The 25,439-nt window shown below is 50.5% G+C and carries 24 protein-coding genes, 2 tRNA genes and 4 rRNA genes; 2 read left to right on the forward strand and 28 right to left on the reverse strand.

Annotated elements, in window-relative coordinates; translation table 11 throughout:
• From rrf (MKY12_RS28000) to MKY12_RS28040, 9 genes are all read right to left on the reverse strand, one after another.
• Positions 1-117, reverse strand: a 5S ribosomal RNA gene (gene rrf, locus MKY12_RS28000).
• A 77-nt stretch (positions 118-194) separates the two neighbouring features.
• Positions 195-3,123 (reverse strand): 23S ribosomal RNA (locus MKY12_RS28005).
• A gap of 203 nt (positions 3,124-3,326) precedes the next feature.
• A tRNA-Ala gene (locus MKY12_RS28010) sits at positions 3,327-3,402 on the reverse strand.
• Between the two features lie 96 nt (positions 3,403-3,498).
• Positions 3,499-3,575 (reverse strand) — tRNA-Ile (locus tag MKY12_RS28015).
• 47 nt (positions 3,576-3,622) lie between these two features.
• A 5S ribosomal RNA gene (gene rrf, locus MKY12_RS28020) occupies positions 3,623-3,739 on the reverse strand.
• Between the two features lie 124 nt (positions 3,740-3,863).
• Positions 3,864-5,421: ribosomal RNA gene (locus tag MKY12_RS28025) — 16S ribosomal RNA — on the reverse strand.
• The 16S, 23S and 5S rRNA genes sit together here with 2 tRNA genes alongside, the layout of an rRNA operon.
• Positions 5,422-5,767: 346 nt before the next feature.
• On the reverse strand, positions 5,768-5,998 hold the full coding sequence (locus tag MKY12_RS28030; RefSeq protein WP_036692450.1) for a hypothetical protein: 231 nt from the start codon (positions 5,996-5,998) through the stop codon (positions 5,768-5,770).
• 237 nt (positions 5,999-6,235) lie between these two features.
• Entirely contained in the window at positions 6,236-6,520 is a 285-nt protein-coding gene (locus tag MKY12_RS28035) for a stage II sporulation protein M (RefSeq protein ID WP_339311730.1), read from the reverse strand.
• Positions 6,450-6,974 (reverse strand): stage II sporulation protein M, encoded by a 525-nt coding sequence (locus tag MKY12_RS28040; protein ID WP_339311732.1) that lies wholly within the window; start codon positions 6,972-6,974, stop codon positions 6,450-6,452. Before MKY12_RS28040 ends, MKY12_RS28035 begins: the two co-directional genes overlap by 71 nt.
• 1 nt (position 6,975) lies before the next feature.
• Between MKY12_RS28040 and pdaB the strand changes: the two genes are divergently transcribed.
• A complete protein-coding gene (pdaB, locus tag MKY12_RS28045; protein ID WP_036721768.1) occupies positions 6,976-7,779 on the forward strand; it encodes a polysaccharide deacetylase family sporulation protein PdaB in 804 nt (267 codons plus the stop codon).
• A 27-nt stretch (positions 7,780-7,806) separates the two neighbouring features.
• Here the strand turns inward: pdaB and MKY12_RS28050 are convergent, their stop codons facing one another.
• Complete coding sequence (locus MKY12_RS28050) at positions 7,807-8,628, reverse strand: PPK2 family polyphosphate kinase (RefSeq protein ID WP_036721770.1); 822 nt, start codon at positions 8,626-8,628, stop codon at positions 7,807-7,809.
• A 128-nt stretch (positions 8,629-8,756) separates the two neighbouring features.
• The gene (locus tag MKY12_RS28055; protein ID WP_339314997.1) at positions 8,757-9,353 is read right to left on the reverse strand and encodes a KinB-signaling pathway activation protein; all 597 of its coding nucleotides are present in this window, start codon (positions 9,351-9,353) and stop codon (positions 8,757-8,759) included.
• 127 nt (positions 9,354-9,480) lie between these two features.
• Here MKY12_RS28055 and gerD point away from each other — a divergent pair, with 127 nt between their 5' ends.
• Positions 9,481-10,185, forward strand: coding sequence for a spore germination lipoprotein GerD (gerD, locus tag MKY12_RS28060; RefSeq protein WP_036721773.1), 705 nt, complete (start codon positions 9,481-9,483; stop codon positions 10,183-10,185).
• Positions 10,186-10,268: 83 nt separating this feature from the next.
• On the opposite strand, the gene MKY12_RS28065 is transcribed toward gerD, so the two are convergent.
• From MKY12_RS28065 to MKY12_RS28145, 17 genes are all read right to left on the reverse strand, one after another.
• A complete protein-coding gene (locus MKY12_RS28065; protein ID WP_036721776.1) occupies positions 10,269-11,378 on the reverse strand; it encodes an Mrp/NBP35 family ATP-binding protein in 1,110 nt (369 codons plus the stop codon).
• A gap of 95 nt (positions 11,379-11,473) precedes the next feature.
• A complete protein-coding gene (gene cwlD, locus MKY12_RS28070) occupies positions 11,474-12,220 on the reverse strand; it encodes an N-acetylmuramoyl-L-alanine amidase CwlD (protein WP_339251570.1) in 747 nt (248 codons plus the stop codon).
• Positions 12,221-12,291: 71 nt separating this feature from the next.
• Positions 12,292-13,467, reverse strand: a complete 1,176-nt coding sequence (sat, locus tag MKY12_RS28075) for a sulfate adenylyltransferase (protein WP_339311734.1) — start codon at positions 13,465-13,467, stop codon at positions 12,292-12,294.
• Between the two features lie 127 nt (positions 13,468-13,594).
• A complete protein-coding gene (locus tag MKY12_RS28080; protein WP_036721783.1) occupies positions 13,595-14,287 on the reverse strand; it encodes a phosphoadenylyl-sulfate reductase in 693 nt (230 codons plus the stop codon).
• A 320-nt stretch (positions 14,288-14,607) separates the two neighbouring features.
• A complete protein-coding gene (locus tag MKY12_RS28085; protein WP_339311736.1) occupies positions 14,608-14,751 on the reverse strand; it encodes an XkdX family protein in 144 nt (47 codons plus the stop codon).
• Positions 14,748-15,107, reverse strand: coding sequence for a hypothetical protein (locus MKY12_RS28090; protein WP_339311738.1), 360 nt, complete (start codon positions 15,105-15,107; stop codon positions 14,748-14,750). Before MKY12_RS28090 ends, MKY12_RS28085 begins: the two co-directional genes overlap by 4 nt.
• A gap of 4 nt (positions 15,108-15,111) precedes the next feature.
• A complete protein-coding gene (locus MKY12_RS28095) occupies positions 15,112-17,397 on the reverse strand; it encodes a right-handed parallel beta-helix repeat-containing protein (protein ID WP_339311740.1) in 2,286 nt (761 codons plus the stop codon).
• A gap of 12 nt (positions 17,398-17,409) precedes the next feature.
• A complete protein-coding gene (locus MKY12_RS28100) occupies positions 17,410-17,961 on the reverse strand; it encodes a phage tail protein I (protein ID WP_339311742.1) in 552 nt (183 codons plus the stop codon).
• On the reverse strand, positions 17,954-19,081 hold the full coding sequence (locus MKY12_RS28105) for a baseplate J/gp47 family protein (protein WP_339311743.1): 1,128 nt from the start codon (positions 19,079-19,081) through the stop codon (positions 17,954-17,956). The genes MKY12_RS28100 and MKY12_RS28105 overlap by 8 nt, the downstream gene beginning before the upstream one ends.
• 3 nt (positions 19,082-19,084) lie before the next feature.
• Positions 19,085-19,414 (reverse strand): lysozyme, encoded by a 330-nt coding sequence (locus MKY12_RS28110; protein WP_339311745.1) that lies wholly within the window; start codon positions 19,412-19,414, stop codon positions 19,085-19,087.
• Positions 19,411-19,851 carry a phage tail protein gene (locus tag MKY12_RS28115; RefSeq protein WP_245368610.1) on the reverse strand — a complete coding sequence of 147 codons (441 nt, stop codon included), beginning with the start codon at positions 19,849-19,851 and terminating at the stop codon, positions 19,411-19,413. Before MKY12_RS28115 ends, MKY12_RS28110 begins: the two co-directional genes overlap by 4 nt.
• Entirely contained in the window at positions 19,848-20,261 is a 414-nt protein-coding gene (locus tag MKY12_RS28120) for a phage baseplate assembly protein V (protein ID WP_339311747.1), read from the reverse strand. Before MKY12_RS28120 ends, MKY12_RS28115 begins: the two co-directional genes overlap by 4 nt.
• A gap of 3 nt (positions 20,262-20,264) precedes the next feature.
• A complete protein-coding gene (locus tag MKY12_RS28125) occupies positions 20,265-21,296 on the reverse strand; it encodes a contractile injection system protein, VgrG/Pvc8 family (RefSeq protein WP_339311749.1) in 1,032 nt (343 codons plus the stop codon).
• 5 nt (positions 21,297-21,301) lie between these two features.
• A complete protein-coding gene (locus MKY12_RS28130) occupies positions 21,302-21,502 on the reverse strand; it encodes a tail protein X (RefSeq protein ID WP_339311750.1) in 201 nt (66 codons plus the stop codon).
• On the reverse strand, positions 21,499-24,429 hold the full coding sequence (locus MKY12_RS28135) for a phage tail tape measure protein (RefSeq protein WP_339311752.1): 2,931 nt from the start codon (positions 24,427-24,429) through the stop codon (positions 21,499-21,501). Before MKY12_RS28135 ends, MKY12_RS28130 begins: the two co-directional genes overlap by 4 nt.
• A 149-nt stretch (positions 24,430-24,578) precedes the next feature.
• Positions 24,579-24,899: a phage tail assembly protein gene (locus MKY12_RS28140; protein ID WP_051477757.1), complete on the reverse strand. Its 321-nt coding sequence runs from the start codon at positions 24,897-24,899 to the stop codon at positions 24,579-24,581.
• 12 nt (positions 24,900-24,911) lie between these two features.
• Positions 24,912-25,430, reverse strand: coding sequence for a phage major tail tube protein (locus MKY12_RS28145; protein ID WP_209878874.1), 519 nt, complete (start codon positions 25,428-25,430; stop codon positions 24,912-24,914).
• Positions 25,431-25,439: the final 9 nt, after the last annotated feature.

A 25,439-nucleotide genomic window follows, 5' to 3' on the forward strand; every position in this document is an offset into this window, starting at 1 on the left:
GCTTGGCAACGTCCTACTCTCCCAGGACCCTTCGGTCCAAGTACCATCGGCGCTGGAGGGCTTAACGGTCGTGTTCGGGATGGGTACGTGTGGAACCCCTCCGCTATCGCCCCCAAACGGGCATTTACAGCGTAAATGCTTCAGGAATTTGATTCCTGAAAACTGAATCCGAAACAAATCTGCGAATTTTTTTTTTGGATAAGCCCTCGACCGATTAGTATTGGTCAGCTCCATGCATTGCTGCACTTCCACCTCCAACCTATCTACCTCGTCGTCTTCAAGGGGTCTTACATACTGGGAAATCTCATCTTGAGGGGGGCTTCACGCTTAGATGCTTTCAGCGCTTATCCCGTCCGTACGTAGCTACTCAGCCATGCTCCTGGCGGAACAACTGATGCACCAGCGGTACGTCCATCCCGGTCCTCTCGTACTAAGGACAGCTCCTCTCAAATTTCCTGCGCCCACGACAGATAGGGACCGAACTGTCTCACGACGTTCTGAACCCAGCTCGCGTACCGCTTTAATGGGCGAACAGCCCAACCCTTGGGACCTACTTCAGCCCCAGGATGCGATGAGCCGACATCGAGGTGCCAAACCTCCCCGTCGATGTGGACTCTTGGGGGAGATAAGCCTGTTATCCCCAGGGTAGCTTTTATCCGTTGAGCGATGGCCCTTCCATGCGGTACCACCGGATCACTAAGTCCGACTTTCGTCCCTGCTCGACTTGTAGGTCTCGCAGTCAAGCTCCCTTATGCCTTTGCACTCTGCGAATGATTTCCAACCATTCTGAGGGAACCTTTGAACGCCTCCGTTACTCTTTAGGAGGCGACCGCCCCAGTCAAACTGCCCGCCTGACACGGTCCCCGTACCCGATAAGGGCACTAGGTTAGAACCTAGATACGATCAGGGTGGTATCCCAACGGCGCCTCCGCAGAAGCTTGCGCTCCTGCCTCCACGGCTCCCACCTATCCTGTACAGATCGTACCCAAATTCAATATCAAGCTGCAGTAAAGCTCCATGGGGTCTTTCCGTCTTGTCGCGGGTAACCTGCATCTTCACAGGTATTAAAATTTCACCGGATCTCTCGTTGAGACAGCGCCCAAGTCGTTACGCCATTCGTGCGGGTCAGAATTTACCTGACAAGGAATTTCGCTACCTTAGGACCGTTATAGTTACGGCCGCCGTTTACTGGGGCTTCGGTTCACAGCTTCGGGTTTAACCCCTAACCGCTCCCCTTAACCTTCCAGCACCGGGCAGGCGTCAGCCCGTATACTTCGCCTTGCGGCTTCGCACAGACCTGTGTTTTTGCTAAACAGTCGCTTGGGCCTTTTCACTGCGGCCCCCTCGGGCTATTCACCCTACCGAGGCACCCCTTCTCCCGAAGTTACGGGGTCATTTTGCCGAGTTCCTTAACGAGAGTTCTTCCGCGCGCCTTAGAATTCTCTTCTCGCCTACCTGTGTCGGTTTGCGGTACGGGCACCTTCTCCTGACTAGAGGCTTTTCTTGGCAGTGTGAGATCATGACCTTCGCTACTGTAATTTTCGCTCCCCATCACAGCCCAGCCTTACGATGTGCGGATTTGCCTGCACACCAGCCTCACTGCTTAGACGGACATCCATCAGTCCGCGTCACTACCCTCCTGCGTCACCCCATCGCTCATAGCGGATTACGGTGGTACAGTAATTTCAAACTGTTGTCCTTCGACTACGCCTGTCGGCCTCGCCTTAGGTCCCGACTTACCCTGAGCGGACGAGCCTTCCTCAGGAAACCTTGGGCTTTCGGCGGATCAGATTCTCACTGATCTTTTCGTTACTCATACCGGCATTCTCACTTGTATGCTGTCCAGCGCTCCTTACGGTACACCTTCAACCCACATACAACGCTCCCCTACCCCAGATGCAAAGCATCTAGCCATAGCTTCGGTGGTGTGTTTAGCCCCGTTACATTTTCGGCGCAGAGTCACTCGACCAGTGAGCTATTACGCACTCTTTCAATGGTGGCTGCTTCTAAGCCAACATCCTGGTTGTCTGTGCAACTCCACATCCTTTCCCACTTAACACACACTTGGGGACCTTAGCTGATGGTCTGGGCTGTTTCCCTTTTGACAATGGATCTTAGCACTCACTGTCTGACTCCCGGCAAGAAGTTAATGGCATTCGGAGTTTGACTGAGCTTGGTAACCCTTGCGGGCCCCGCACCCAATCAGTGCTCTACCTCCACCACTCCATTCACCGAGGCTAGCCCTAAAGCTATTTCGGGGAGAACCAGCTATCTCCGAGTTCGATTGGAATTTCTCCGCTACCCCCACCTCATCCCCGCATTTTTCAACATGCGTGGGTTCGGGCCTCCAGTGCGTGTTACCGCACCTTCACCCTGGACAGGGGTAGATCACACGGTTTCGGGTCTACGTCCACATACTTAAGTCGCCCTATTCAGACTCGCTTTCGCTGCGGCTCCGGCTTCTCACCTTAACCTTGCATGTTAAACGTAACTCGCCGGTTCATTCTACAAAAGGCACGCCATCACCCATAAAGAGGGCTCTGACTTTTTGTAAGCACACGGTTTCAGGTTCTATTTCACTCCCCTTCCGGGGTGCTTTTCACCTTTCCCTCACGGTACTGTTTCACTATCGGTCGCCAGGTAGTATTTAGCCTTAGCAGATGGTCCTGCTGGATTCATACGGGGTTTCACGTGCCCCGCACTACTCGGGATCCGTCTCGGAGAGAACACAGTTTAGGCTACAGGGCTTTTACCTCTATCGCGGGCCTTTCCAGACCTCTTCGCCTACCATATTCCTTTGTAACTCCATGTGAGACGTCCCACAACCCCAAGAGGCAAGCCTCTTGGTTTAGGCTGTTCCGCGTTCGCTCGCCGCTACTGACGGAATCACTATTGTTTTCTCTTCCTCAGGGTACTTAGATGTTTCAGTTCCCCTGGTCTGCCTCTACATTTCCTATGTATTCAGAAATGAGTAACTGCGAATTACCACAGCTGGGTTTCCCCATTCGGACACCCCCGGATCAAAGCTTGCTTACAGCTCCCCGAGGCAGTTTCGTTGTTCGCCACGTCCTTCGTCGGCTCCTGGCGCCTAGGCATCCTCCGTGTGCTCTTAGTAGCTTAACCAATGCGTTTTCCCTAAGGAAAATCGCTAGTATCGCCATTAATATGAAACTTGTTTACACAAGTTCAGCTTAAAGGAATGTTCTAAAACGCAAATTCGTTTCGGTATCCAGTTTTCAAGGATCAAGTTGCTGTTATTATGAAACAATCACGACTGTGATGTTCGGAATAACAGACGATGTGCATATACTGTTGTAAAACATGATTGGTGGAGCCAAGCGGGATCGAACCGCTGACCTCCTGCTTGCAAGGCAGGCGCTCTCCCAGCTGAGCTATGGCCCCATATAATCACCCCAAAAAGTGAGGTGTAGCTTCGAGGTTAATTCCGATTACTTTTCGGGGACCCCGGTACTTGCTATTCAATTCCAGATTGTTATATGGTGGGCCTTGGTGGACTCGAACCACCGACCTCACCCTTATCAGAGGTGCGCTCTAACCAACTGAGCTAAAAGCCCATATAACAAAACTTGCAGTAGTGAAGCAATCAATGAATTGATTGTTCGCTTGGCGGCGTCCTACTCTCCCAGGACCCTTCGGTCCAAGTACCATCGGCGCTGGAGGGCTTAACGGTCGTGTTCGGGATGGGTACGTGTGGAACCCCTCCGCTATCGCCACCAAACGCATACGAAAGAGACTTGCTCTTTCAAAACTGAACACGAGTGAGTGTCCGAACCCGAAGGTTCTATTGTGGAAGCAAAGCTTCCGATTTGAATGTCTTCGTTGCAGAAGACGATTCTCCATAGAAAGGAGGTGATCCAGCCGCACCTTCCGATACGGCTACCTTGTTACGACTTCACCCCAATCATCTACCCCACCTTCGGCGGCTGGCTCCCTTGCGGGTTACCCCACCGACTTCGGGTGTTGTAAACTCTCGTGGTGTGACGGGCGGTGTGTACAAGACCCGGGAACGTATTCACCGCGGCATGCTGATCCGCGATTACTAGCAATTCCGACTTCATGCAGGCGAGTTGCAGCCTGCAATCCGAACTGAGACCGGCTTTGCTGGGATTGGCTCCACCTCGCGGCTTCGCTTCCCGTTGTACCGGCCATTGTAGTACGTGTGTAGCCCAGGTCATAAGGGGCATGATGATTTGACGTCATCCCCACCTTCCTCCGGTTTGTCACCGGCAGTCACTCTAGAGTGCCCAGCTCAACCTGCTGGCAACTAAAGTCAAGGGTTGCGCTCGTTGCGGGACTTAACCCAACATCTCACGACACGAGCTGACGACAACCATGCACCACCTGTCTCAACTTTCCCCGAAGGGCACCTGATGCATCTGCTTCGTTAGTTGGATGTCAAGACCTGGTAAGGTTCTTCGCGTTGCTTCGAATTAAACCACATACTCCACTGCTTGTGCGGGTCCCCGTCAATTCCTTTGAGTTTCAGTCTTGCGACCGTACTCCCCAGGCGGAGTGCTTACTGTGTTAACTTCGGCACCAAGGGTATCGAAACCCCTAACACCTAGCACTCATCGTTTACGGCGTGGACTACCAGGGTATCTAATCCTGTTTGCTCCCCACGCTTTCGCGCCTCAGCGTCAGTTACAGCCCAGAAAGTCGCCTTCGCCACTGGTGTTCCTCCACATATCTACGCATTTCACCGCTACACGTGGAATTCCACTTTCCTCTTCTGTACTCAAGTCACCCAGTTTCCAGTGCGACCTCAGGTTGAGCCCAAGGTTTAAACACCAGACTTAAATAACCGCCTGCGCGCGCTTTACGCCCAATAATTCCGGACAACGCTTGCCCCCTACGTATTACCGCGGCTGCTGGCACGTAGTTAGCCGGGGCTTTCTTCTCAGGTACCGTCACTCCGATAGCAGTTACTCTACCGGACGTTCTTCCCTGGCAACAGAGCTTTACGATCCGAAAACCTTCATCACTCACGCGGCATTGCTCCGTCAGGCTTGCGCCCATTGCGGAAGATTCCCTACTGCTGCCTCCCTAGGAGTCTGGGCCGTGTCTCAGTCCCAGTGTGGCCGTTCACCCTCTCAGGTCGGCTACGCATCGTCGCCTTGGTGGGCCGTTACCCCACCAACTAGCTAATGCGCCGCAGGCCCATCCCCAAGCAGCAGATTGCTCCGCCTTTCATTCTTCTCTCAGGAGAAAAAAGAAATTATCCGGTATTAGCTACCGTTTCCGGTAGTTATCCCAGGCTTGAGGGCAGGTTGCCTACGTGTTACTCACCCGTCCGCCGCTAAGTCTGAAAGGAAGCAAGCTTCCTTTCAAACTCCGCTCGACTTGCATGTATTAGGCATGCCGCCAGCGTTCGTCCTGAGCCAGGATCAAACTCTCCAAATTGGTATTTAGAAAGAGCGATTGCTCATTTTGAAACATCTGACGAGAATTTACATTCTCATTTTTGGATCTCGCCGAAGCGATTTCCCACTCACTCGTTGTTCAGTTTTCAAAGATCAATGTCTCATTTTAGCTCTTCACCGCATCTCAGCGGCGACCTTCATAATATATCATAGTGTTTCGTTGTTTGGCAAGCTTTTTTTTGAAAAAGTTATTTTTCATTATTTCTTGCCTGCGTCTTCTCTTTAAACATTCAAAAGGAGCGCGAGATATAATGTATCATGTCGGCTCCCTTTTCGTCAAGCTATTTCATTCATTTTATTTATTCCGGTTATCAGCCTGCTTCAGCCTAGTGCTTGAACTGAGAAGAACGTCCACCCCATGCATACTTAGACAGCTCTTTCTGTGGAGCAAATCGTGCATACATACGGAAAACTGTTTTATATCGATTGGCAATCGCATGCCTAATGTTCTGATCTAAACGCTGATCACTCATATCCAGTAGCATCTCATCCAGCTCTTTGCGCAAAACATAGTCCAGCTCCTTGCATTCCTTCTCATTGAATAACATCCCCAACATATGCTTGGCCTCCTTCATGAAATTCATAATTATCCAAAACCATCAAACGCCGTTTCATCTCACTCAAAAAAGCCATTTGATGTGGGAAGCTCTATTGAAGTGCTTACACTAAATTAACCGGAGTATTGAACCTATAACCATTATCATAAGAAAATTCCATTTATGGACTCTCTTTATTCAACCTGGCAGCAGATCCAAATGTTTCGGCTTTACTGTTATGCACAATTCCCCAAGATTTTATGATAAAAGCCAAAATGTAATTGTGCTCTCGATGATTGCTGCCACAAATAACAGAATCACAATCCAGACCGAAGCGGTGAAGGTCTGCCGCATAAAGGCCTGCCAATTCATTGCCCCTTCCCCGCTCCGCTTCATCGCTCCAAAGAGTGCAGAGAGCACCTTACTGCCGAACTTCAGCCCAAAGGCGCAGGCAATGATGATGGCCGGAATCTCAATGATGCCATGCGGCAGCAGTCCTTTTACAATCAGCGTGAACAGATCCTGTCCCTGTATCGCGGACAAATGAATCAGATAGCCGATAACCGTTGATGAGCAGGAAGAATGCCGGCAAGAGGCCGAATAAGGCGCCCAGATAAATGATGACTACGCTTTTGATACTATTGTTCAGAAAAATGAATACAAAAAAGCTCCACTGCGGATTGGACGACTCTCTAAGGTTCCCGCTAATCTTACTGATCCCCTTCAATTGCTCATTCAGCAGCTGCTGAAGACTACCTGTGCCGAGCCAGCCCAAGATTCCCCCGGCTATGAACAGGATTGTGGCCATTAGGAGCGCGGTGCGAATTGTCCTTAGATCTTTGATAAATGTATTAAAAGATAACATGCGTACCTCCTGATTTGGATTCTGCCGAATTGCATTTCGTATGGAATGATTCATATCTGAGGTCATAAGCGCCCTGTACGAGCATACATTTAGAACAAACAAGCATTTCGCATGGGAGAGGAGCGCTGACATTATGAATTCTTTTTATGTATTTAGCGGCAAAAAGATCAAACGGTTCCTGTACATTTTTGCTGCTGCGCTTCTTACCGCCGGCGTTGTCTATGTGGAGAGGGGCAATATCACCGTATTCTCTGAAGCTGCCCCTTCTGCCATTTACAGTGTGCCGACGGAAAAGAAGCTGATCGCCTTAACCTTCGATATCAGCTGGGGAGAGAAACGGCCTGAGCCGATTCTGAAGGTGCTGGAAGACAAAAAGGTGGATAAAGCGACATTCTTCCTGTCCTCACCTTGGAGCAAAACCCATCCTGAGATCGTTACAAGCATCAAAGACGCCGGGTTCGAGATTGGCAGCCACGGTCACAAGCATGTGAACTACAGTACGCTAAGCAATGATGAAATCCGCACGCAGATCAGTACTGCCCATACAGTATTGACGGAGCTAACCGGTTCTCAGCCCAACCTGATCAGAATGCCTAACGGTGATTTTGACAAAAGAGTCCTGCAGGTGGCCACCGATCTCGGCTATAAAGTCATTCAATGGGACACGGACTCACTGGACTGGAAGAACATCGGTGTGGATAACATCGTTAACCGTGTAACGAGCAAAGCCCATCCCGGGGATATTGTGCTGCTGCATGCCAGCGACTCCTGCAAACAAACACATGAAGCCCTGCCTCAAATTATTGATAAGCTCCGCAGCCAGGGGTATGAGTTCGTAACCGTCTCTGAGCTAATCAGCCAAAGCAGTGCAAACGGTAAGGAAGTCCGCGATTCCGCCTTGCTGAATAATGGCCTGGAAGACGCTGCAGGAATGTAACTCCCTTTCCCTTACCTGTGTATGGCATCAGTGACGCGGTGAGATCAGCTGAGAGATATCAGGCGTCGGTGTATTCAGCTTCGGGTAACTCAGGTCAAGCCCCTCCAGCGTTTTGACCACAATCTTCAGGGCCAGATAGTTGCGGTACCAGCGGTGATTCGCCGGAATCCAGTACCATGGAGCCTTATCTATACTGCTCTCCTGGAAAACATCCTCATACGCCTTTTGATAATCGTCCCAGTATTCGCGTTCCTGCAGATCACTGGCATCGAATTTCCAGTGCTTCGCCGGATCTTCAAGCCGCTCCTTAATCTTCTCCAGCTGCTTCTCTTTGGAGATATGCAGAAAGAGCTTAATGACCGTCGTTCCCTCTTCCGCCAGCATCTCCTCGAACTGGCGGATGTAGCGGAACCGCCGCTTGGCATCCTCCTTGCTAAGACTGCCATGCACGCGGGGCACCAGCACATCCTCATAATGCGAACGGTTGAATGCGGCAATATAGCCTTTGGGCGGGGTCTTCATATGAACTCTCCACAGGAAATCGTGCGCTTCTTCCTCCAGTGAAGGCTTCTTGAAGCTGGTTACGATGAACCCCTGCGGATTGATGCCGGAGAAGATGTGTTTGACGGTTCCGTCCTTACCGCTTGAATCCATTCCTTGCAGGATGACCAGCAGCGAATGCTTTTTCTGTGCAAAAAGGATATCCTGCAGCTTGACCAGCCGTTCCTTCAGCTTCTCCATTTTGGCTTCGGCTTCTTCTTTGGATTTGAAGTCTCCCCGTTCATCAGGATCGAGGTCCTTCAGGCGTGTTTCACTGGTGTCTTTTATCATATAGCGCTTGATGTTCATATATTCCCTCCTCCACTCTGTTCTTTAAGATTAACCTCTTCATCTTCATTCTAACCGCTCCCCACAGGCAATGCCAAAACCCCGCCTCCCTGGTTGTATACAGAGGGGCGGGGTTTTGAGCATGATTGCTATGGTCCGATTGTGGCCGGCTTCAGTACACGGTGCAGCATCAGAATCTGGAAGGCATTACAGGCGATAAGCGGTACAAGAATAAAGATGGTGGCGCTGTCCACGCCGATCCGCAGCACACCGATAATCTCCACTATAGTGATGGCTGTCATGAAAAAAAAGGTCGGGACCCAGGCTGACGCGTTCGTGCTGCGAATTTTGAGCCAAGATACAATAAGTGCAGTGAACAGAATTGCCACGCCTAGCGTCAAATCCGTCCGGGCGCTCTGGTCTCCGCTGACAAAGGTGCGCAGGAACATCAGCTCAAACAACGCCAGCACGGCCAGCACCAGCTGTATGTAACGCCACGCCTTGCGCGGGAACACCCCGATGCCCGTATAGTTGAGGATCAGATATGCAAAAAATCCGAGCTGGGCGTATACGCTTACAAGCACTCCGTAGCCCAAAAGAATGAGGGAGTACAGGAGAAGATCGGCAGTGCCTTTAAATTGTATACCGCCATTCCCTATCTGCAGAGCAAGTCCAGCAATGACAGCCCCGCCTGCACCGATCAAAAGCGTGGTCCAGAACAAATAAAACCATTTTCTCAAGCTCAGCGCTTCCACCTCCCCGTGTCAGATTTATTTTACCAAGGTTACCGTCAAAAAACCATTCCGCTTCAACATAAATGTGCCCTGGCGCGGCATACTACAATCAGTAATTCTATAAAGGAGGGCAGCGCCAATGAAATGGAGAGCTATCTGGTCTGGAGGCTTGGCACTTGGCTTGATAATCACCTTGACGGCCTGCGGGGGCGAACAGAGCAGTTCTTCTTCGGGACAAGGCGGATATAAGGAAATGAAGACGATGGTTGTCGATATATTGAAAAGTGATGAAGGGAAAAAGGCTGTAGAGGAGGCCTTGTCTACTCCAAGCTCAGAAGAGGGCAGCGCCGCCAGCGGCTTAAGCATGAAGATGATGCCTATGCAAACCACGGAGCAGATCCGGCTCGCTGTTAAAGATACCCTCACCGCTCCGGAGTATCAGAAGGAAATTGAAAAAATCATGACTGATCCGCAGTTTGCCGGCGATTTCGCCAAAGCGATTAATAAACAGAGCAAGGAACTTCATCTTCAATTGATCAAGGACCCCACTTATCAGAAGTCGGTTGGAGAAATTATGAAGTCGCCCGAAATGACGAAAATGTTCCTCGATCTTACGAAGACTCCGGATTACCGCAAGCAGTCCATGACGATTATGCAGGAGGCTATGCAGAACCCGCTATTCCGAATGGAAGTACTTACGCTTCTCAAATCCGTGGTCCAGGATGAACTGCAGCCTAAGGTTGAGAAAAAGGATGGGGGTAAAGGCGGTAGCGGCGGGGAGGACAAGCAGGGCGGTGACAGCCAGAAGCAGGAAGGCGGAGACGATTCCGGTTCGGGTTCTTAACCTCTTATATTTTAAAATAAGGCCTTGCCCCGTGGATGGGACATGGCCTTATTTGTTTATGTGCGTTCAAGGTCAAAGGGTGATTATTGCTCGTACTTGGCAATCAGCTTGTCTGCAATGTCTGCGAACAATATTCCGGTAGCCGTATCCGCCTTATATACTGACGGTGAAAAGTCCGGCTCGGAAATATGGTTGTCCGGGGCACCCAGCGGCACCTGGGCCAGCAGCTCTGTATGCAGCGTTTCCGCCAGACGGGCTCCGCCGCCTCTGCCGAAGATATAATCCTTTTTGCCGCAGGAGGAGCATTCGTAGTACGCCATATTCTCAATGACGCCAAGAATCTCATGCTCGGTCTGCAGAGCCATAGAGCCTGCTCTCGCTGCCACAAAGGCAGCTGTAGCATGAGGGGTAGTGACAATGATCTCCTTGCTGTGCGGCAGCATCTGGTGGACATCAAGGGCCACATCGCCCGTACCTGGAGGCAGATCCAGCAGCAGGTAATCGAGTTCCCCCCAGCCGACATCGGCGAAGAACTGGCGCAGCATTTTGCCAAGCATCGGTCCTCTCCAGATCACCGGACTATTCTCTCGGATGAAGAAGCCCATCGACATGACCTTGACGCCGAAGCGTTCTACCGGAATAATCGTTCCTTCTTCCACGATCGGCCCTTCTTCAATTCCCATCATGTCCGGGATACTGAAGCCGTAAATATCTGCATCGATCAGGCCGACTCTCTTGCCCTTACGGGCCAGTGCCACGGCCAGATTCACGGTTACTGTTGATTTCCCGACCCCGCCCTTGCCGCTGGCGATCGCGATGAAGTTCACCCCTGAGTTCTCGTTAATCAGCTCATGCCCCTCAAGGCCTGCTGCGTGTCCTTTGAGCTTCTCCCCTTCATCTGAATCCGGCTCGTCCCCGCTGCCCTCTCCGCGAAGCATAGCCCGTTCATAATCGGTGGCATCACGCAGGCGGATATGAATCTGTTCTGCCCCGCCCGCCGTAAGCAGGTCACGTACCTGCTGCTCCAGCTCCATCCGCTTCTTCTCATCCGAATCCAGACATACGATGGATAACGAAATACGGTCCTCTTTGATCATGATATCGCGGATTAACTGTAGTTCGATCAGGCTTTTTCCGGATTCCGGGTCTGTAAGCGGCTGTAAAAGTTCCTGAATTTGTTCCCTGGTCTGCATGGAAAGCACCTCTGTTCCTATCCGGCGGTAAGCCCCGGTATTTGTACCTATTATAGCATTACCCCCGGAGGGAAGAGTAGTCCCACCCTATGCCGCTATGGCTGCTCGGAGCTGTACCGCAGGATGCCCTGGTAGATGCTGGTTGCCACTTTCCGCTGATACAGATCATCCCCTAGGAGCAAGGACTCCTGAGGATGTGACAGGAAGCCTACCTCAACGAGCACGGACGGCATCTTTAACACTTTTAACAAATAAATGGTATTCGCCGTCTTCGCCACGCGGTCCGTATTCTCAAGTGTAGCTCTCAGCTCATCCTGAACCAGCCCGGCCAAGGCCTTGTTCCTCTCGCTGCTTGGATAATAGAAGGTCTGCGCCCCGCTCCAGCGGTTGGAGGGAATACTGTTCATATGTACGCTGACAAACAGATCGGCGCCCTTCTCTTCAATGCTCCGCACCCGCTGCTTCAGATCCTCCGTCTTGCGTCTTGCGTACCCCTTGGTGCTGTCCTGGGCCAGATCATAATCGCCTTCACGGGTCATCACCACAATCGCCCCAGCCTGCTGCAGATAATCGCGCAAGTACAGCGACACAGAGAGATTGATATCCTTCTCAATCAGGCCTGAGCGGCTCACTGCTCCCCCGTCCGGTCCCCCATGACCTGCATCAATGGCAATCACCTTGCCGGAGAGCGGCAGGCTCCAATAATTGACCGTCTTGGCAGTCGGCATGTCGTAGGCGATGATTCCGATCATTATAGTGAGCAGCACAGCGCCCAGGATACCTTTTTTGATGCCGCGCCAAGAGATCCAGACCGAGACTTTATGCTTCTGCCCTCCAGACATAACAAAGACCCCCTCGTCCCGATAGATTCTACTCATCTATATGGGACAAGAGGGCCAAATAGTACTGGCTGTCAGGAGTTTACAGAGACTTCCGGTGACATACCTTCAATCAGAATCTGCGCCACCTCAGGGCGAGTGAATTCAGGAGGCGGACACTGTCCGTCACGCAGCAGCGCACGTACCTTCGTACCGGAGAGAGTCAAGTGCTGGTCAGACGGATGCGGGCAGGTTTTGCTGGAGGCCATATTGCCGCACTTCACGCAGAAGAAGCTGTGCTCGAAGAACAGAGGCGTGATGCCCAGTTCCTCGGCGGTGAAGTTCGCAAAGATCTCCTGCGCTTCATACGTGCCGTAATAATCACCAACACCCGCATGATCACGCCCGACAATGAAGTGTGTACAGCCGTAATTCTTGCGCACCATGGCATGGAAGATGGCTTCACGGGGGCCTGCATAACGCATCGCTGCCGGGAAGACGCCAAGGAAGGTACGGTTCTCCGGATAATAATTCTCCAGTAAGGCCAGATAACTCTTCATCCGCACGTTGGCCGGAACATCATCCGACTTGGTCTCACCAACCAGGGGATTGAGGAACAGAGCGTCTACAACCTCCATAGCGCATTTCTGGATATACTCATGGGCACGATGTACCGGGTTACGCGTCTGGAAGCCTACAACCGTTCTCCAGCCCTTATCGGCGAAGATCCGGCGGGTCTCGGCGGGGTCAAAATAGAATTCAGCGAACTTCTCAGGCTGCGGGCGGTTGAGCACCGTTATAGGTCCGCCTACATAGGTTGCCGGCCGGGACAGCAGCTTACTGACTCCGGGATGCGCGGGATCGGTTGTTTTGAACACATTGTGCGCCTCAACCTGTTGGTCTACCGTATAAATACTCTCAATATCCAGCAAACCGTAGATGATATCATCGTGTTCGCCTTTGAGTGCCACTCTGTCGCCTATTGCAAGAGTCGCTGCCTGCTCGTCACCTATAGCCAGCGTAACCGGTATACTCCATACGGTTCCGTTAGCCAGGCGCATATTGCTTACTACCGAGTGATAATCCTCTTCGTTCAGGAATCCGGTGAGCGGCGAGAAGGCACCTACACCAATTAAATCCAAGTCAGATAAGGTCCATGTATTGAGGGCAATCGATTGATGGCTTGAAGCTTGCTTCAGCAGTTCTTCTCTCTCTTCACCGTCTGCGATGCGCCGGATCAGCGTTCCTCCGTGAGGAAGTATTGAAGTCATCCCTGTTCTCTCCTCCTGTGCAATGCCTGTGTAGTGCTGTATAGAGTGCTGGTAATTTAGTGCGTGCGGGTAAATAAGTGCGGATAAATTAGTGATCATATCTGAGCGATATTGATTTAGGCGTATCTTATTTGTGTAGTCCACATTCTGTCTTGTCCGAACCGGACCATCTGCCGGCACGCGGATCTTCACCAGGCATAACAGCCCGGGTGCATTGCTCACAGCCGATACTCGGGAAATTGCGGTCATGCAGCGGATTGTAGACTACATCATTCTCGCGGATATAATTCCACACATCCTCTGTAGTCCAGTTCGCAATCGGATTGAACTTGACCAGCCCGAACTTATTATCATATTCTATCTTCTTCGCATTGGCCCGGGTAGGGGCCTGGTCCCGGCGAATCCCGGTAATCCAAGCGTCGTATTGTGAGAGAATACGAGTCAGCGGTTCAACCTTACGGATCGCGCAGCACTGGTTAGGGTCAGTATTCCATAGGGCCTCGCCATATTGCAAGGCCTGCTCCTCTACCGTAATCTGCGGAGACACCCGGACGAATTCCATCCCGTACTTATCAGCCATAATATCTCTAGTCTCATAGGTTTCCTTGAAATGATAATCCGTATCTAAATAGAACACATCTGTCGAAGGACTCACCTTCTGGATCATATCCACCAGCACTACATCCTCCGCCCCGAAGCTGCAGGCAAAGGTTATATTCGGAAAGGTCTCCACCGCCCAGCGGATAATCTCCTCGGGAGAAGCATTCTCCAGCTCTTCCGCTTTCACTTTGATTAAATCCTCTTTCTCGAGCAGGTTCATCTTAGTTTCCTCCATCCGGATATTTCATAAAACATCTGGCTTCCGATAATTCCAACTATTCTTATATGGAATAGTATAAGGCATGTGGGGCGGATGCACAACAGTTTTATCCATTTTGGGCGAAAGTTTTGGATTGAGGTTTGGGAGAGGATTAAGTTGATCATTTGTGGAACAAAAAATGGTCTACCTATACTAGCCGGAACAATGATTTATGTTTTCTCAAAATTAAAAGGGCCCCCGGGGACCCGAGGGCATAAAACACCTCAATGGGCGCTTAAGATTTATTTATAATTGCATAGGCTGTCAAAGAATATTTCTTCTTACTTTGGGGTTTCTTCATATTTCTGACCAGTGATTTCTAAAAATTCCTGTTCACTAATAATCTTGCCGACAACATTACGGACACGTTTGATATTCCAAAGATTATTATCATAATAATATTTTACGCGCTTAAACCATGTCATACAATCTCAACTCCTGACATAATTACAAGATAATCAATATCAGACCGCAGCTTAATATTTTCTGTAAGTTTTTTCATATCAATTTGTTGCTGATATGCTAGATGTCCTATGTGTAAGGCTTTAAGTGCAGCATCCCTTGTTTCAAATTCCAGACCATTAAGCCATTCATTATCCGTTTGGTCAATAGTGATTGTTGTAAACGCAATTCCTTTGTCCATAAGACTCTGCTCAATAATATTTTTTTGTTCTTCGGACACACAATACTCCCGTTTCTCTATAGTTTGGTCTTGGCGTACCTCATCCCATTGCACACAAAACCGAAAAAGTTCGACCGTATCACCGACCATCCTAAGCATAAATTTACCCCCCAAAAAATTTATTGTTAGTAATCATATTATCTGTACCTTCATCCACTACATTTTTACCTTCACAGACATTTGATGTAATCAGATTCTTTTCACTCGTTACCCTTATAGTATATTCGGTGGCCCCATATCCTTTTATTGGCCAAGTCCAGAACTTGCCGCAGTTATTCCCGATAATAAGATTAGAGCCTCTGGTCACTAATATTCCCGTAGCATTTTCTCGACAATCGTTGCCGATAATAAGATTCCCCTCATTTATTGGTCCATTTGAATATTCAATGGCTATGCCTATATTGTTGTTTTGACAAATATTATTTGAAACTACCATACAAGAACCCGTTATAGAAATCCCATAATCATTCCCAATACAAATATTATTTGAGATAATATTTGAACCTGCGCCGTTTTGATTGGCATTGTCGACAGTGTGTATTCCTCGGCCATTATTAACAAGAAAATTTCCCTTTATTATCGTTCTTTTAGTATTCACATATTCCGACATATTGTAGTTGGATAAGTAGATTCCGGCATAGGGGCCTTTAACCATACCGTTGATCTGTAAATTTTCTATAGTGCATCCACTGGCAGCGACGATTAGTACTCCGTCAAAATATTCCTCTACCCACACCCGTTTTAGTTCCGTTCCATTTCCGTTTCCGCGAATAGAGACATTGTTTTTATTTACCTGTACCGGAGAAGATATATTATAAGAGCCCTCAAGCAGAGTAATCCCGCCCCCTTTCGGGGGCAACGCTGCAATAGCTGCATTGATCGTGGTTTGATCGTTTTCCCCAGTACAAATAAAATCCGCTCCATCTTTCCCCCCATGCGTGCTGTTGCTAGCAGCTACAATTAGTGTTGCTGTGCGTACGCTCCCCCCTGTGTTATCGTCAACATAACCTTTTGTTGCTATATCGCCCGCCGCTGCTGGGACTGCAACCTGCGCCCGCCCAGCTCCATCCCGTATAAGCATACGGTTAGGTATTGCCGCCGCTGTAGCGCTGTGAGCACTCGTGATATTTGAATGAGCATTCACTTTCGTTTGTGCTCCTTCGGGTGTCTCTTTGGATGTCCAAGCTGTTTTTTCTGCATCAGTAACAAATCGGTTATTCGCATCTTGTACAATGATAGACGGCGGATGTGCAGCCGGATGAGTGTAGTTGTTGGCCCCGGCGGCCACTCCATCCAGCTTCGCCTTATCTGCTGCGGCCATCAGTCCCGCTGTGCTGGTCGTGGCCGTAGTCGTAGATGCTTTGGCGTTCCACGTTGACCGCTCTGCTGCGGTGATATGAACTGTTGTATTTCCGGTATGGCTAGTTAAGTTGGCCTGGACGGTATTTGCCTTAGCCGCAGCATCCGTCGCAGCCGCTGCCTGGGCAGCGTTCGCTTTCGAGGTTGCGTCCGTTGCTGCAGCAGCCTGAGCCGCGTCTGCCTTAGCCTGCGCTCCAGCCGTTGTCTCCTTAGCATTCCAAGCCGTCCGCTCCGCTGCAGTAATGTGCCGTGTGGCATCATCTGCATGTGCTTTTGCAGCCTCCAGTGTTGTCGCCGGTGCTGTCCGCCAGGAAGACTTACCTGTAATGGATTTGACCGTATTCGCCAGCCAACCCAGAAGATTGGTAACGGTGCCACTGTCTCCTGTTGGTGCTGTAGTATCTGATATCGTCCGGCTTCCAATAACCGCATCCGTGGCAGTGCCTGCCCCGCCTGCTCCTGCGGTGATCCCGGCCAGCTTATTCTTTTCGGCTGAGGTGTAATCATTTGCAGACAGCCCCTTGCCGGAGACTTTATCCACTTTAGCAGCTTCAACGGTGTCCAGTTCGGTCTTCTTCGCAAACACCAGCGACTCATCAATGACTGCGGTAATATTGGCGGCTGTGCCCACAACTACGACACAGTCGAACGTCTTCTCGATAATATCTGACCCGCCGCCTGGGGGGATGTAGTCGGCTGTCACTCCGGCGTTAGCATATGCATAGAGAATTTCCCCAGCATCCGGGTCTTGTGCAAAGACCCCCACTTCCCGCCAGTAAAATCCTGTAGAGACATCCGCGTTCCGCAGCACCGAACCAATAATCGCCTTATTAGGCGACTGTGTGGTTATTCGTGTAATCGGCAAACTGATCTTTTGCGAAATCAGGCCATTCATCGCCGGAACAGCTTGTCCTGTAATTGAACCGTCGCCTACAGCAATGCGGGTATAATTCAATTTGCCCCCCGCTTGGGCTTTCCCCTGCAGCACAAGACCTTTATTCGTCAGTGTCATGCCTCCAAATACTGCCACATGATTCCCTCCCTAAATCTGAATATGTTCCCCGAAATGTAAAAAGCCGCCCATATAAAGAGGCAGCGGCTCCGCTTGCGAAATAGTGACGCTATCCAGTACAGCAGCCAACCTCTTAACCGCATCGACAGCGGCAATGAATTCCTGAGCCCGTGCAGCAGTCACATCCGCATTGTTGGTGACCACCCGGAAATGATAAGGGTCTCCTCCATATTGCCACCATTCTTCGACTGCCCCTTGGCCAAACAGGATGGCGATCAAATCTTCTACTGCACTGGCAGTCCCTTTGTGTCTGTGAAAAGGAATTGCATTTTGAATCAGCAGCCGCTTCTGTTCCACAGGCAGAGCCGGATCATAATACGGCGGCTTGAATTGCCAGGCCAGTTCATCCGTTTCCGCATCCGTCCATTCAGCGGACCGGCCGAATATATTCAGATCGGCGATCATAGCGGTTGTCTCTTGCAACTGTATATCTAACGCAGCCGCAGCAGCAGCCATGGCAGGGTCCTTACGAATAGGAAGCGGCAGCAGCTCGATCAGGCTTAAAGTCTGGATATTAATCATCTGCCAGCCCCCCATAAGTCAGTGCCGTTGCGCCGGCCAAAGCCACTTGGGTTGCGGACATGGTTTTATACACGGGCTCTGTCACCGTCACCCGTAGTGCCCCAGCTGCCATAATACGGGATATTAGCTCTGACGGGTTGATATCCCGGCCAAGCTTGGAGCGCTGCCAGAGCTGATAAGCAGAAACAGCTGCCGATACTGCCGCCTGGATTCCCGGAACCTCAGCAGCCCGGCTGCGGCTAATATAATAGGTCAGCGCAGTATTATAACTGACAGGCTGCGGCGCACTCACGGTTACCTGATCTGTCAGCGGCCGGATTCCCCTGTCCTCCAAAGTCTCGGCAATTGAATTCAGAACATCTTCCCCTGGAATTTCCCCTTCTGCCAGTAACGGAACCACGGTTACACGCCCGGGCGCCGGAGAGAAGGCATGAACATCCTTAATTGCCGAGGAAGCGGACTTGGCCCAGAATTCATATGCTCCCTGAGGCCCGGCCGTTGAATATGATTCCGGCGCATGGCGTATGCGTTCCTTGAATGCTTCATCTGTCTCAGCAGCAGCGCCGCCAGAGCTGGTGGTCAGATTCGTTACCGACTGGACAAAAGGCAGCGGGTCCATTAGAACATTAATCTGCCCGGGCAAGAACCCGTTCCCTGTTGTCCCCGATTCGGAGCATTTTGCCTTGATCATTCCCGCAGTCTCTCCCGGAGGAATCTCCAAGTACTCCATGGTTATAAAATAAATCGTGCCCTTCCCTCCCTGTACTCCGACGCGTGTCCCTGCCGGTATCGGGGTCGCTGAAGCCAGCGGGATGGACAAAGCAAACTCAAGCGTAACGATTGCCGCAGATGCCTCTAACCGCTTCGATCCTTGAAAAGCCCCCATGTGATCCAATAATGTTCCGGAGGCATACCGCAGTAAATTTCCTTTGGCTGTCTGATTGATCAGCACCTTTTGCTGGATAATCACCGCTGCGAGCGAAGACAAAAAAAGCCGCACCGGATCGGCAGGCTGTAGAGTGCGTCCGGCAAGGCCTTCATATACAGTGATGACATTCTGCTGTATGGCTGCTGCATCCTCCTCCGAAAAGCGGATATCCGGTAATTCAGCATATTCCAATTCCTACTCCTCCTCTGCCAGGCTATATTTCAATACAACGGCCAAGCTGCCTGTAAGCTGTTCTTCTATATCCTTGTGAAAAGAAATATCGGCCACGATTGCGCGCGGCTCCTGCTCTGTAATGGCTGTGATGATCGCTGCCGTCAGGCGGGATTCAGCGATGTATGCCGGTTCATCAATAATCGAGTAGTCCAGACCAACTCCACGGGCCAACGGTGCGCTCCCAAGCGGAGTAGCCAGGATCATCCTTATATTCTGAGCCACTTCGTCTGCTACTGTTACCGGGCTAAAATCAATCAGGCTAGGCTGAGTCATATCAATGGTATACATCATTTCACATACTCCTCAAGCGAGATCGTGACCTGTGCGTCCAGCACATTGCCGATGCTATCCAGCCTGTTCCAATCCTGCGACAGACTGCTGATCACCCATAGCCCAACCCCCACATTTTTGCGTCCTATGATTAACGGCATCGCTTTGCCGGCACGATCCAGCTCGGTAAGCCTGTCAAGCTCTTTGCGCGGATTAAGGCCAAGCGCCGCCGAGAAATGAACGGAGAAAGAAACTGAATCTGCCCCCGGTCCAAGGAATTCCTTCTTGGGCTTCTTGCCGATAATGTCATGCTGCGCCCACCGGCTGGAGCTGCTGCGTTTGAATTCATCTATGGTACGAATCGCTCCTTCCGCAACAACAAACACGACCGGGCCTAGACTGCCAATTTTATTCATCTTATAATCTTGCTTCTGGTCTTTGCTGCCCTTATCGCTCATCCGGTTCTGCCTCCTCCATCATGAAATGCACTGGCAGACACTTTGCCGGTAACCGTTAAGTCTCCCTCGATCCTCACCCCGCCGCTTGCCTTAACATTCAGCTTTTGGGCTATACGGTCATAATAGACATAGCTGCCATCCTCAAACCATACTCCCCGCTGATCCTGGGTGCCGGAAGGCTGACCGTCATCCGTGAAATAGGTTCCCAAACAGATCCCAGCGGAACGCGCATGATTCAAAAAAGCACACACGACCCGCTCTCCCGGCAACGGTACTGCATTGCCTTTTCCCCAGCCGCCCGGTGTTAGTACCGGCAGCTCGCCGGAAACCATATCATCACGGTCTGCAAAAGTAACCCTGACACTTCCGGCTGCCGGATTCGATGTGGATACCCTACCAATAAGTATCACCATTCACCACCCCAATACTTTACGAATGTCCAGACTGGTTGTATATCCGCTGCTTCCAATTGAGTGCCTTGCCGATTCAATAATGTATTTGCCGTCAAACCGCTTCCAGCCTTTGATATTGATCGTGAGTCCCGCGGCCATCCTTAGATCTCCCATAAGCGAGAGAGTACTTTTGCCGCCCTCTTTATTCTTTTCCCGGAGCCTTTTACGGGCCAGCCGCATAGCATCTGCTTGCGAGTCGACCTGTTCATTAATCTTAAGAATTGGACCGCTCTTAGGCGCGCCTTGAGGGGTATACGTGGCCTTCAAGGGCTCTTTGCCCTGAGAGGGAGTATAAGTCACTGTACATGCCCGGAAAGTTGCATAGGCCGTATTGTAAGCGAAGCTGTAATCCGTCACATTGGCCTCCCCGCGCACAATTGTGACCACTGCTTCTTTTTGTTCATATTCTTGTTCATCAAAAAGCACCAGGCTTCCAGATGATACTTTAATTGCGATACCTTCTTGCGTAGCTGTATTCAGCAAAAAGGCCAAGTCCGACACCTCCGACTGCTCCAGCCGATCATAAAAGGGGTTGTCCTGTGCCTCGTAGATTAATTTGAGCTTCGCGCGTTTGGCCACTTGGGCGGCTACTGTTTTCAGATTGGTTTTCTCCCAGCTGCGTGAGCTGCGCTGCATCCGAACCTCGGAGGTCACGGGAAGCGAGACCGCCTTAATTGAGATCGTGTCAGGAGGACCGCTAAAATCAATACTGTCTACCTCAAAGGTGCCCAGCGGCAGCTTCTTGACTTCACCCGGCTTGTCCCAGTTGACCGTCCGTATCGCAGCAACCAATTGATCGCCTTCAACCGGTGACCAAGGCCCCTGCCAGTTGCGCTCCCTGTCCTCAAGCGTAACTGTAAGATCATCTAACGAACCCGAGGCAGCATCATTATACTGAAAGTCTATCAGCGATTTAGTGATATCCTGCGTAACGTCCTTTCCGTTATAGCGCAGCTCGAGTACCGCTCTGCGTGCATCCTGCATAAGTTCCATCAGCGTCACTCCCTTCGCCAGGGAGGCAGTGAATTGGATATGTCGGAGGGCAGCTCCGGTACATTCAGTACAATATTGCCTGAGAATACACTGACAGCAGCATGTGCCGGATTAGCATTCAGGAGCAGCGTCAGGAAACGGGCATCTCCATAGATTTTAAAAGCAATCCCATCCCACATATCGCCTTGTACCGTTCTATAGATCATTGGAAGCTCACCCGCCTCTGTTGCACTAGCATCGACTTGAACCGGCGTTCGAATCCGTCCTCAGACTGCCTTAAAGCCTCCCGTACCTGTTCAGCTACAGATTTATCGCCACCCTGAAGGGTTACACTAGGCGCCCAGGTTACATGGATATCCCCATTGTTAACGGAATTATTATTATACCCCATTAAATCATTTGCCTTCTCAAGCAAAGACCTCGACCGGGGCTTGCGGTTTAAGGGAATAGCGATTTCAGGGCCAGCCTCACCAAAAATAGAGGGCACATATGCGATACCGCCTTCAGCGTATTCTGCAATGCTTGGCCCACCATAGAGCGGGTGGTATGGTTTCACTTTCGGTTTGACACCTTCTTTGCCTTCTCCCCCTGGAACTCCAGTAGCATTCGGAACTTTCCCTATCTGCTCCCAAATAAGCTGCAAATTCACTTTCATTTCAGCAGGCAGCTTATCAAGCGCAGCGTTAAGAAGCATCACCTTATCCAGAGCCTGCCTAAATCGATCTTGTTCAGCAACAGACATATCCTTGTACTTGGCTGCTTGCTCTTGCAAGGTACCACCAAGATCAAGTTCAATTATTTTTTTCTGAGTATTATAATAATTGACCAGACCATCTTCTGCCTCTTTCCTATCACTATCTGTTTTCTTAAGTTGGTTGTTCTTCTTATTAATGGATTCCTCCATTTTAAAATAGTCATCTTCAAAGTGATCTATTATTGTATAATCTTTCCCAGTCACTTGGCTTGCTTTTTTAGAAAAAGCTAAAAACTTCTCGCCTTTTTGATTAGGATCGAGATCACTATATTCTATTTCGTTGTACTCCTCCATAAGCACGACGTAGTCCCTATACTTTACCTTCATCTCCTCATAGGCGGCACTTTGATCTTTAAGATTCTGAGTCAGCTCTGAATAATTATTCTCCAATTCAGGCAATTTGGCTTGTGCAGTAAGGGCCTCATGTTCTAGTTCACGACGTCCCATTTCTTCTCGGGCTTTGGCAATATCTCCGACAAGACCCATCTGTTCTCGGAATTTATCATTCTTGGAGCCTTCAGCAGACAAAATATTAGGATTCATATCGATAAGTGTTTGCTCTACATCCTTCAGTTTTCGTCTGGCTTCTAACAATTCATCAGCTGGAGTTCTTGCATCCTTAATCTTCCCTGTCAATCGGTCATGCTCAGTGATTAGATTCTGGGTTTTGGAATTAGCCTCCTCAATCGCTGAATAATTAGCATATGATTCACCCAGCACATCCCCCATATTCAAAAGCTCCTGGCGCGCATCCTCCTGATGCTTTTTGAAGGCGATGACACCGGCCGTGACCAGTCCGACACCGGCAACAGCGAGACCTACGGGATTCGTCAGCAATCCCAGTGCACCTGCAAATCCTCCAGCCGCTCCGCTGGCCGCGCTGGCCGCCTTAATGATCGTGGAGAACCCCTGAACAATCTTCACTGTTTTTGTGGCCAGCATCGCAGCAGGAACAGCGAGACCGATGACCATCAGCACTTCTTTGTTGTCTGACGCCCAGCTAGTCAGCCCCTGAAGTGCCGGCATCACGCTCTCTCCCAAAGGAACCACAAGACCGGACATCAACTCCCGCCCTATGGCTGAAAACTGCTCGGTTAGCGTATTGTCCTTAATCGCAGACACTTCATCCATCGTCTGCCGGGTCATATCAAACTGATGCCGCGTCTGCCCCAGGGACAACACCGCTTTGTTTCCGATGTCCTCAAACTGAGCCCCGAATATAGCGCTGGCAAGGGCCGCTTGATGAACCGGATCTTTAATTGCTTTTAATTTGCCAATCACCTGATTCATGGCATCCTTACCGGTCATAGACCCATCTGCCAGCCCTTTGAAGATTTCATCCCCGCTGCCCATTGTCTTGCGCAGTTGAAGCATGGCCTTGCTCGCCGAGTCTCCACCCGCCTTCAAATCCTTGACCAGGGCAACAGCTCCATTCTTCCCGGCCACTTTCACCAATTCGCCGAATTCCTTCGACTTCGTTCCGCCGCTTACAAGTGCAGCACTGAATTGGTTCAGCTGCTCAGGTGCAAACAGCTCATAGACGGCGGCCTTTGTGGAATCTGAGCCCTCTTTCACTGTTGAGCTGAATTTCTTCACAACCCCGGCAAGGCCCTCAAGGGAATTCCCACCATTGTCCATGCCAGAGCTCAACAACTCAAACATCTCGTCAGCAGAATACCCCATCTTCTTGAAGTCAGCGCTATACTTCTCTACAGCACTTAGAAGCCCGCCGGATGTATTCATCCCCTTCTGCGCACCTTGGGCCATCAGATTATAGGCCTGCTCTGAAGAGATGCCGAACTTTTGCATCATCGCGTCAACGGCTTGTACTGAGTCTGATATATCCCCCTTAAAAACATCGCGATACGTCATAGCCGTCTGGGTGGTCTTCTCCAGCTCATCTCCGGTTTGGCCCAGAACTTGCTGTACCGTTCCAACCGCCTCACCGATATCTTCGAAGTTTTTACCGTAATTCTGACTGTACAGGCTATCGGAGATTTCTTTCATTTCGCTCATCTCAGCGGCGGTTAATCCGGTTGATGCCTGAAGCTGCGCCATTGCCCCGGCAGAATCATTTACAGCCGTCCAGACCGCTTTTAGGGGTTCAACCGCTTTAGTCAGCATGGAGAAATCCACTTTTTCGAAAGCAGCCTTAAGTTTGTCACCGAGTTGTTCGGCTTCGTCGCCAGCGTCCTCAGCATCTCCGCGCAGTTGATCGAAGTAGCCCGCCCTGGCCAGCCCCTTAAGCACGTCTTCCAAATCCTTAATTTGCTGTTCCACTTCCTCGACAGAGCGGGGAACATTTGGATTCACCAATACATTCAACCGGACAATAAGCTCACTGATGCTGCTTGGATTGCCTGAACCTGAACCTGCCATAAGTTACCTCCCTCCTTTAATTCTCGCCACCCGCTCTGCCCAATCCCCCAGTTCCTCAACAGGCAGGCTGAGAAAATAGGGGATTGGAGTGTGGGTAAGCATGGCCAAAGAGACGGCGATGTCTTTGATCCCATCGCCGTCTCCGCAGCCTACAGCAGCAAAAAACTTTGTGCCTGTAAGGTAAGTTTTGTGAAATCCTTAGCGGGCAGAGCTTTGATCAGCCCCACATGAACACCAGCAGCCCTGGCCACAATATAAGCCTGATAAGCTTTATTGGTCTCTTTAATCAATTCCCCGCCAGATTGACGGGCAGATTCCATCTGATACTGCCGGTCACAGGTGAGAATGTCCTCGCCGGTTAACTTATCAAAATCAATACTCAGGCTTTCAAACGTATCGCCCTCAAAGTTGACGGGCCGGGCGAAAGTGTATACTTCCGCTCCGGTCTCCTCCAATTCTTTTGTTCCCATCGTGCTCTCTCCTTATAGACCAAGATTCTGTTTAGTAGCCGCAAGGTAATCCACTTCGTATACTTTATGAATGTAGTTATACTTATCAATTTCCAGTACCTGAACACCATCCAGGGTGACCTTCAGATAGTTAACCGAGAAGTTGTTGGTAGTATCCATTGCTGCTCCAGTCTCCAGATTACCGAGTGTCAAGCCGAGCGGTCTCGCCCGGACAGTAACCTTAAACGGTACCTCGCGGTATTCACTTGTTGCGGTATCGAACGTCTGAATGGAAGCACGCAGATCCAACGTGTGGACCTTCGGTGCCAGTAGAGAGGCTGCTGCACTCTCAATCGTGCGCCATTTAAGCGCCAGACTCATCGCTCCCGTATACCCTGGAGAAGGCGCCGCCATTTCTCCGGCAATCCCGCCCCCTTTGATGGTATCTACCAGGTAAGTAATTTCCGGCAGAGTCGCGGTTGCTGTTCCCAAGTAATCGACGGCATTCAAGTACACCGAATAATCAATAACCCGTTCTGATCTTTTTGGCATTATTGCTCC

This window comes from Paenibacillus sp. FSL M7-0896 (genome assembly GCF_037975415.1).
GTDB lineage: Bacteria > Bacillota > Bacilli > Paenibacillales > Paenibacillaceae > Paenibacillus_AQ > Paenibacillus_AQ silagei.

What these genes read in the sequence shown, in the direction of transcription:
- pdaB (WP_036721768.1), top strand. Translation starts at nt 6,976, where the DNA reads ATGAATTCTTTTTATGTATTTAGCGGCAAAAAGATCAAACGGTTCCTG.
- MKY12_RS28080 (WP_036721783.1), bottom strand. Translation starts at nt 14,287, where the DNA reads ATGAACCTGCTCGAGAAAGAGGATTTAATCAAAGTGAAAGCGGAAGAG.
- sat (WP_339311734.1), bottom strand. Translation starts at nt 13,467, where the DNA reads ATGACTTCAATACTTCCTCACGGAGGAACGCTGATCCGGCGCATCGCA.
- MKY12_RS28145 (WP_209878874.1), bottom strand. Translation starts at nt 25,430, where the DNA reads ATGCCAAAAAGATCAGAACGGGTTATTGATTATTCGGTGTACTTGAAT.
- gerD (WP_036721773.1), top strand. Translation starts at nt 9,481, where the DNA reads ATGAAATGGAGAGCTATCTGGTCTGGAGGCTTGGCACTTGGCTTGATA.
- cwlD (WP_339251570.1), bottom strand. Translation starts at nt 12,220, where the DNA reads ATGTCTGGAGGGCAGAAGCATAAAGTCTCGGTCTGGATCTCTTGGCGC.
- MKY12_RS28135 (WP_339311752.1), bottom strand. Translation starts at nt 24,429, where the DNA reads ATGGCAGGTTCAGGTTCAGGCAATCCAAGCAGCATCAGTGAGCTTATT.
- MKY12_RS28085 (WP_339311736.1), bottom strand. Translation starts at nt 14,751, where the DNA reads ATGACATGGTTTAAGCGCGTAAAATATTATTATGATAATAATCTTTGG.
- MKY12_RS28090 (WP_339311738.1), bottom strand. Translation starts at nt 15,107, where the DNA reads ATGCTTAGGATGGTCGGTGATACGGTCGAACTTTTTCGGTTTTGTGTG.
- MKY12_RS28125 (WP_339311749.1), bottom strand. Translation starts at nt 21,296, where the DNA reads ATGGAACTTATGCAGGATGCACGCAGAGCGGTACTCGAGCTGCGCTAT.
- MKY12_RS28040 (WP_339311732.1), bottom strand. Translation starts at nt 6,974, where the DNA reads ATGTCAGCGCTCCTCTCCCATGCGAAATGCTTGTTTGTTCTAAATGTA.
- MKY12_RS28065 (WP_036721776.1), bottom strand. Translation starts at nt 11,378, where the DNA reads ATGCAGACCAGGGAACAAATTCAGGAACTTTTACAGCCGCTTACAGAC.
- MKY12_RS28115 (WP_245368610.1), bottom strand. Translation starts at nt 19,851, where the DNA reads ATGAGCGATAAGGGCAGCAAAGACCAGAAGCAAGATTATAAGATGAAT.
- MKY12_RS28110 (WP_339311745.1), bottom strand. Translation starts at nt 19,414, where the DNA reads ATGATGTATACCATTGATATGACTCAGCCTAGCCTGATTGATTTTAGC.
- MKY12_RS28030 (WP_036692450.1), bottom strand. Translation starts at nt 5,998, where the DNA reads ATGTTGGGGATGTTATTCAATGAGAAGGAATGCAAGGAGCTGGACTAT.
- MKY12_RS28140 (WP_051477757.1), bottom strand. Translation starts at nt 24,899, where the DNA reads ATGGGAACAAAAGAATTGGAGGAGACCGGAGCGGAAGTATACACTTTC.
- MKY12_RS28050 (WP_036721770.1), bottom strand. Translation starts at nt 8,628, where the DNA reads ATGAACATCAAGCGCTATATGATAAAAGACACCAGTGAAACACGCCTG.
- MKY12_RS28130 (WP_339311750.1), bottom strand. Translation starts at nt 21,502, where the DNA reads ATGATCTATAGAACGGTACAAGGCGATATGTGGGATGGGATTGCTTTT.
- MKY12_RS28100 (WP_339311742.1), bottom strand. Translation starts at nt 17,961, where the DNA reads ATGATTAATATCCAGACTTTAAGCCTGATCGAGCTGCTGCCGCTTCCT.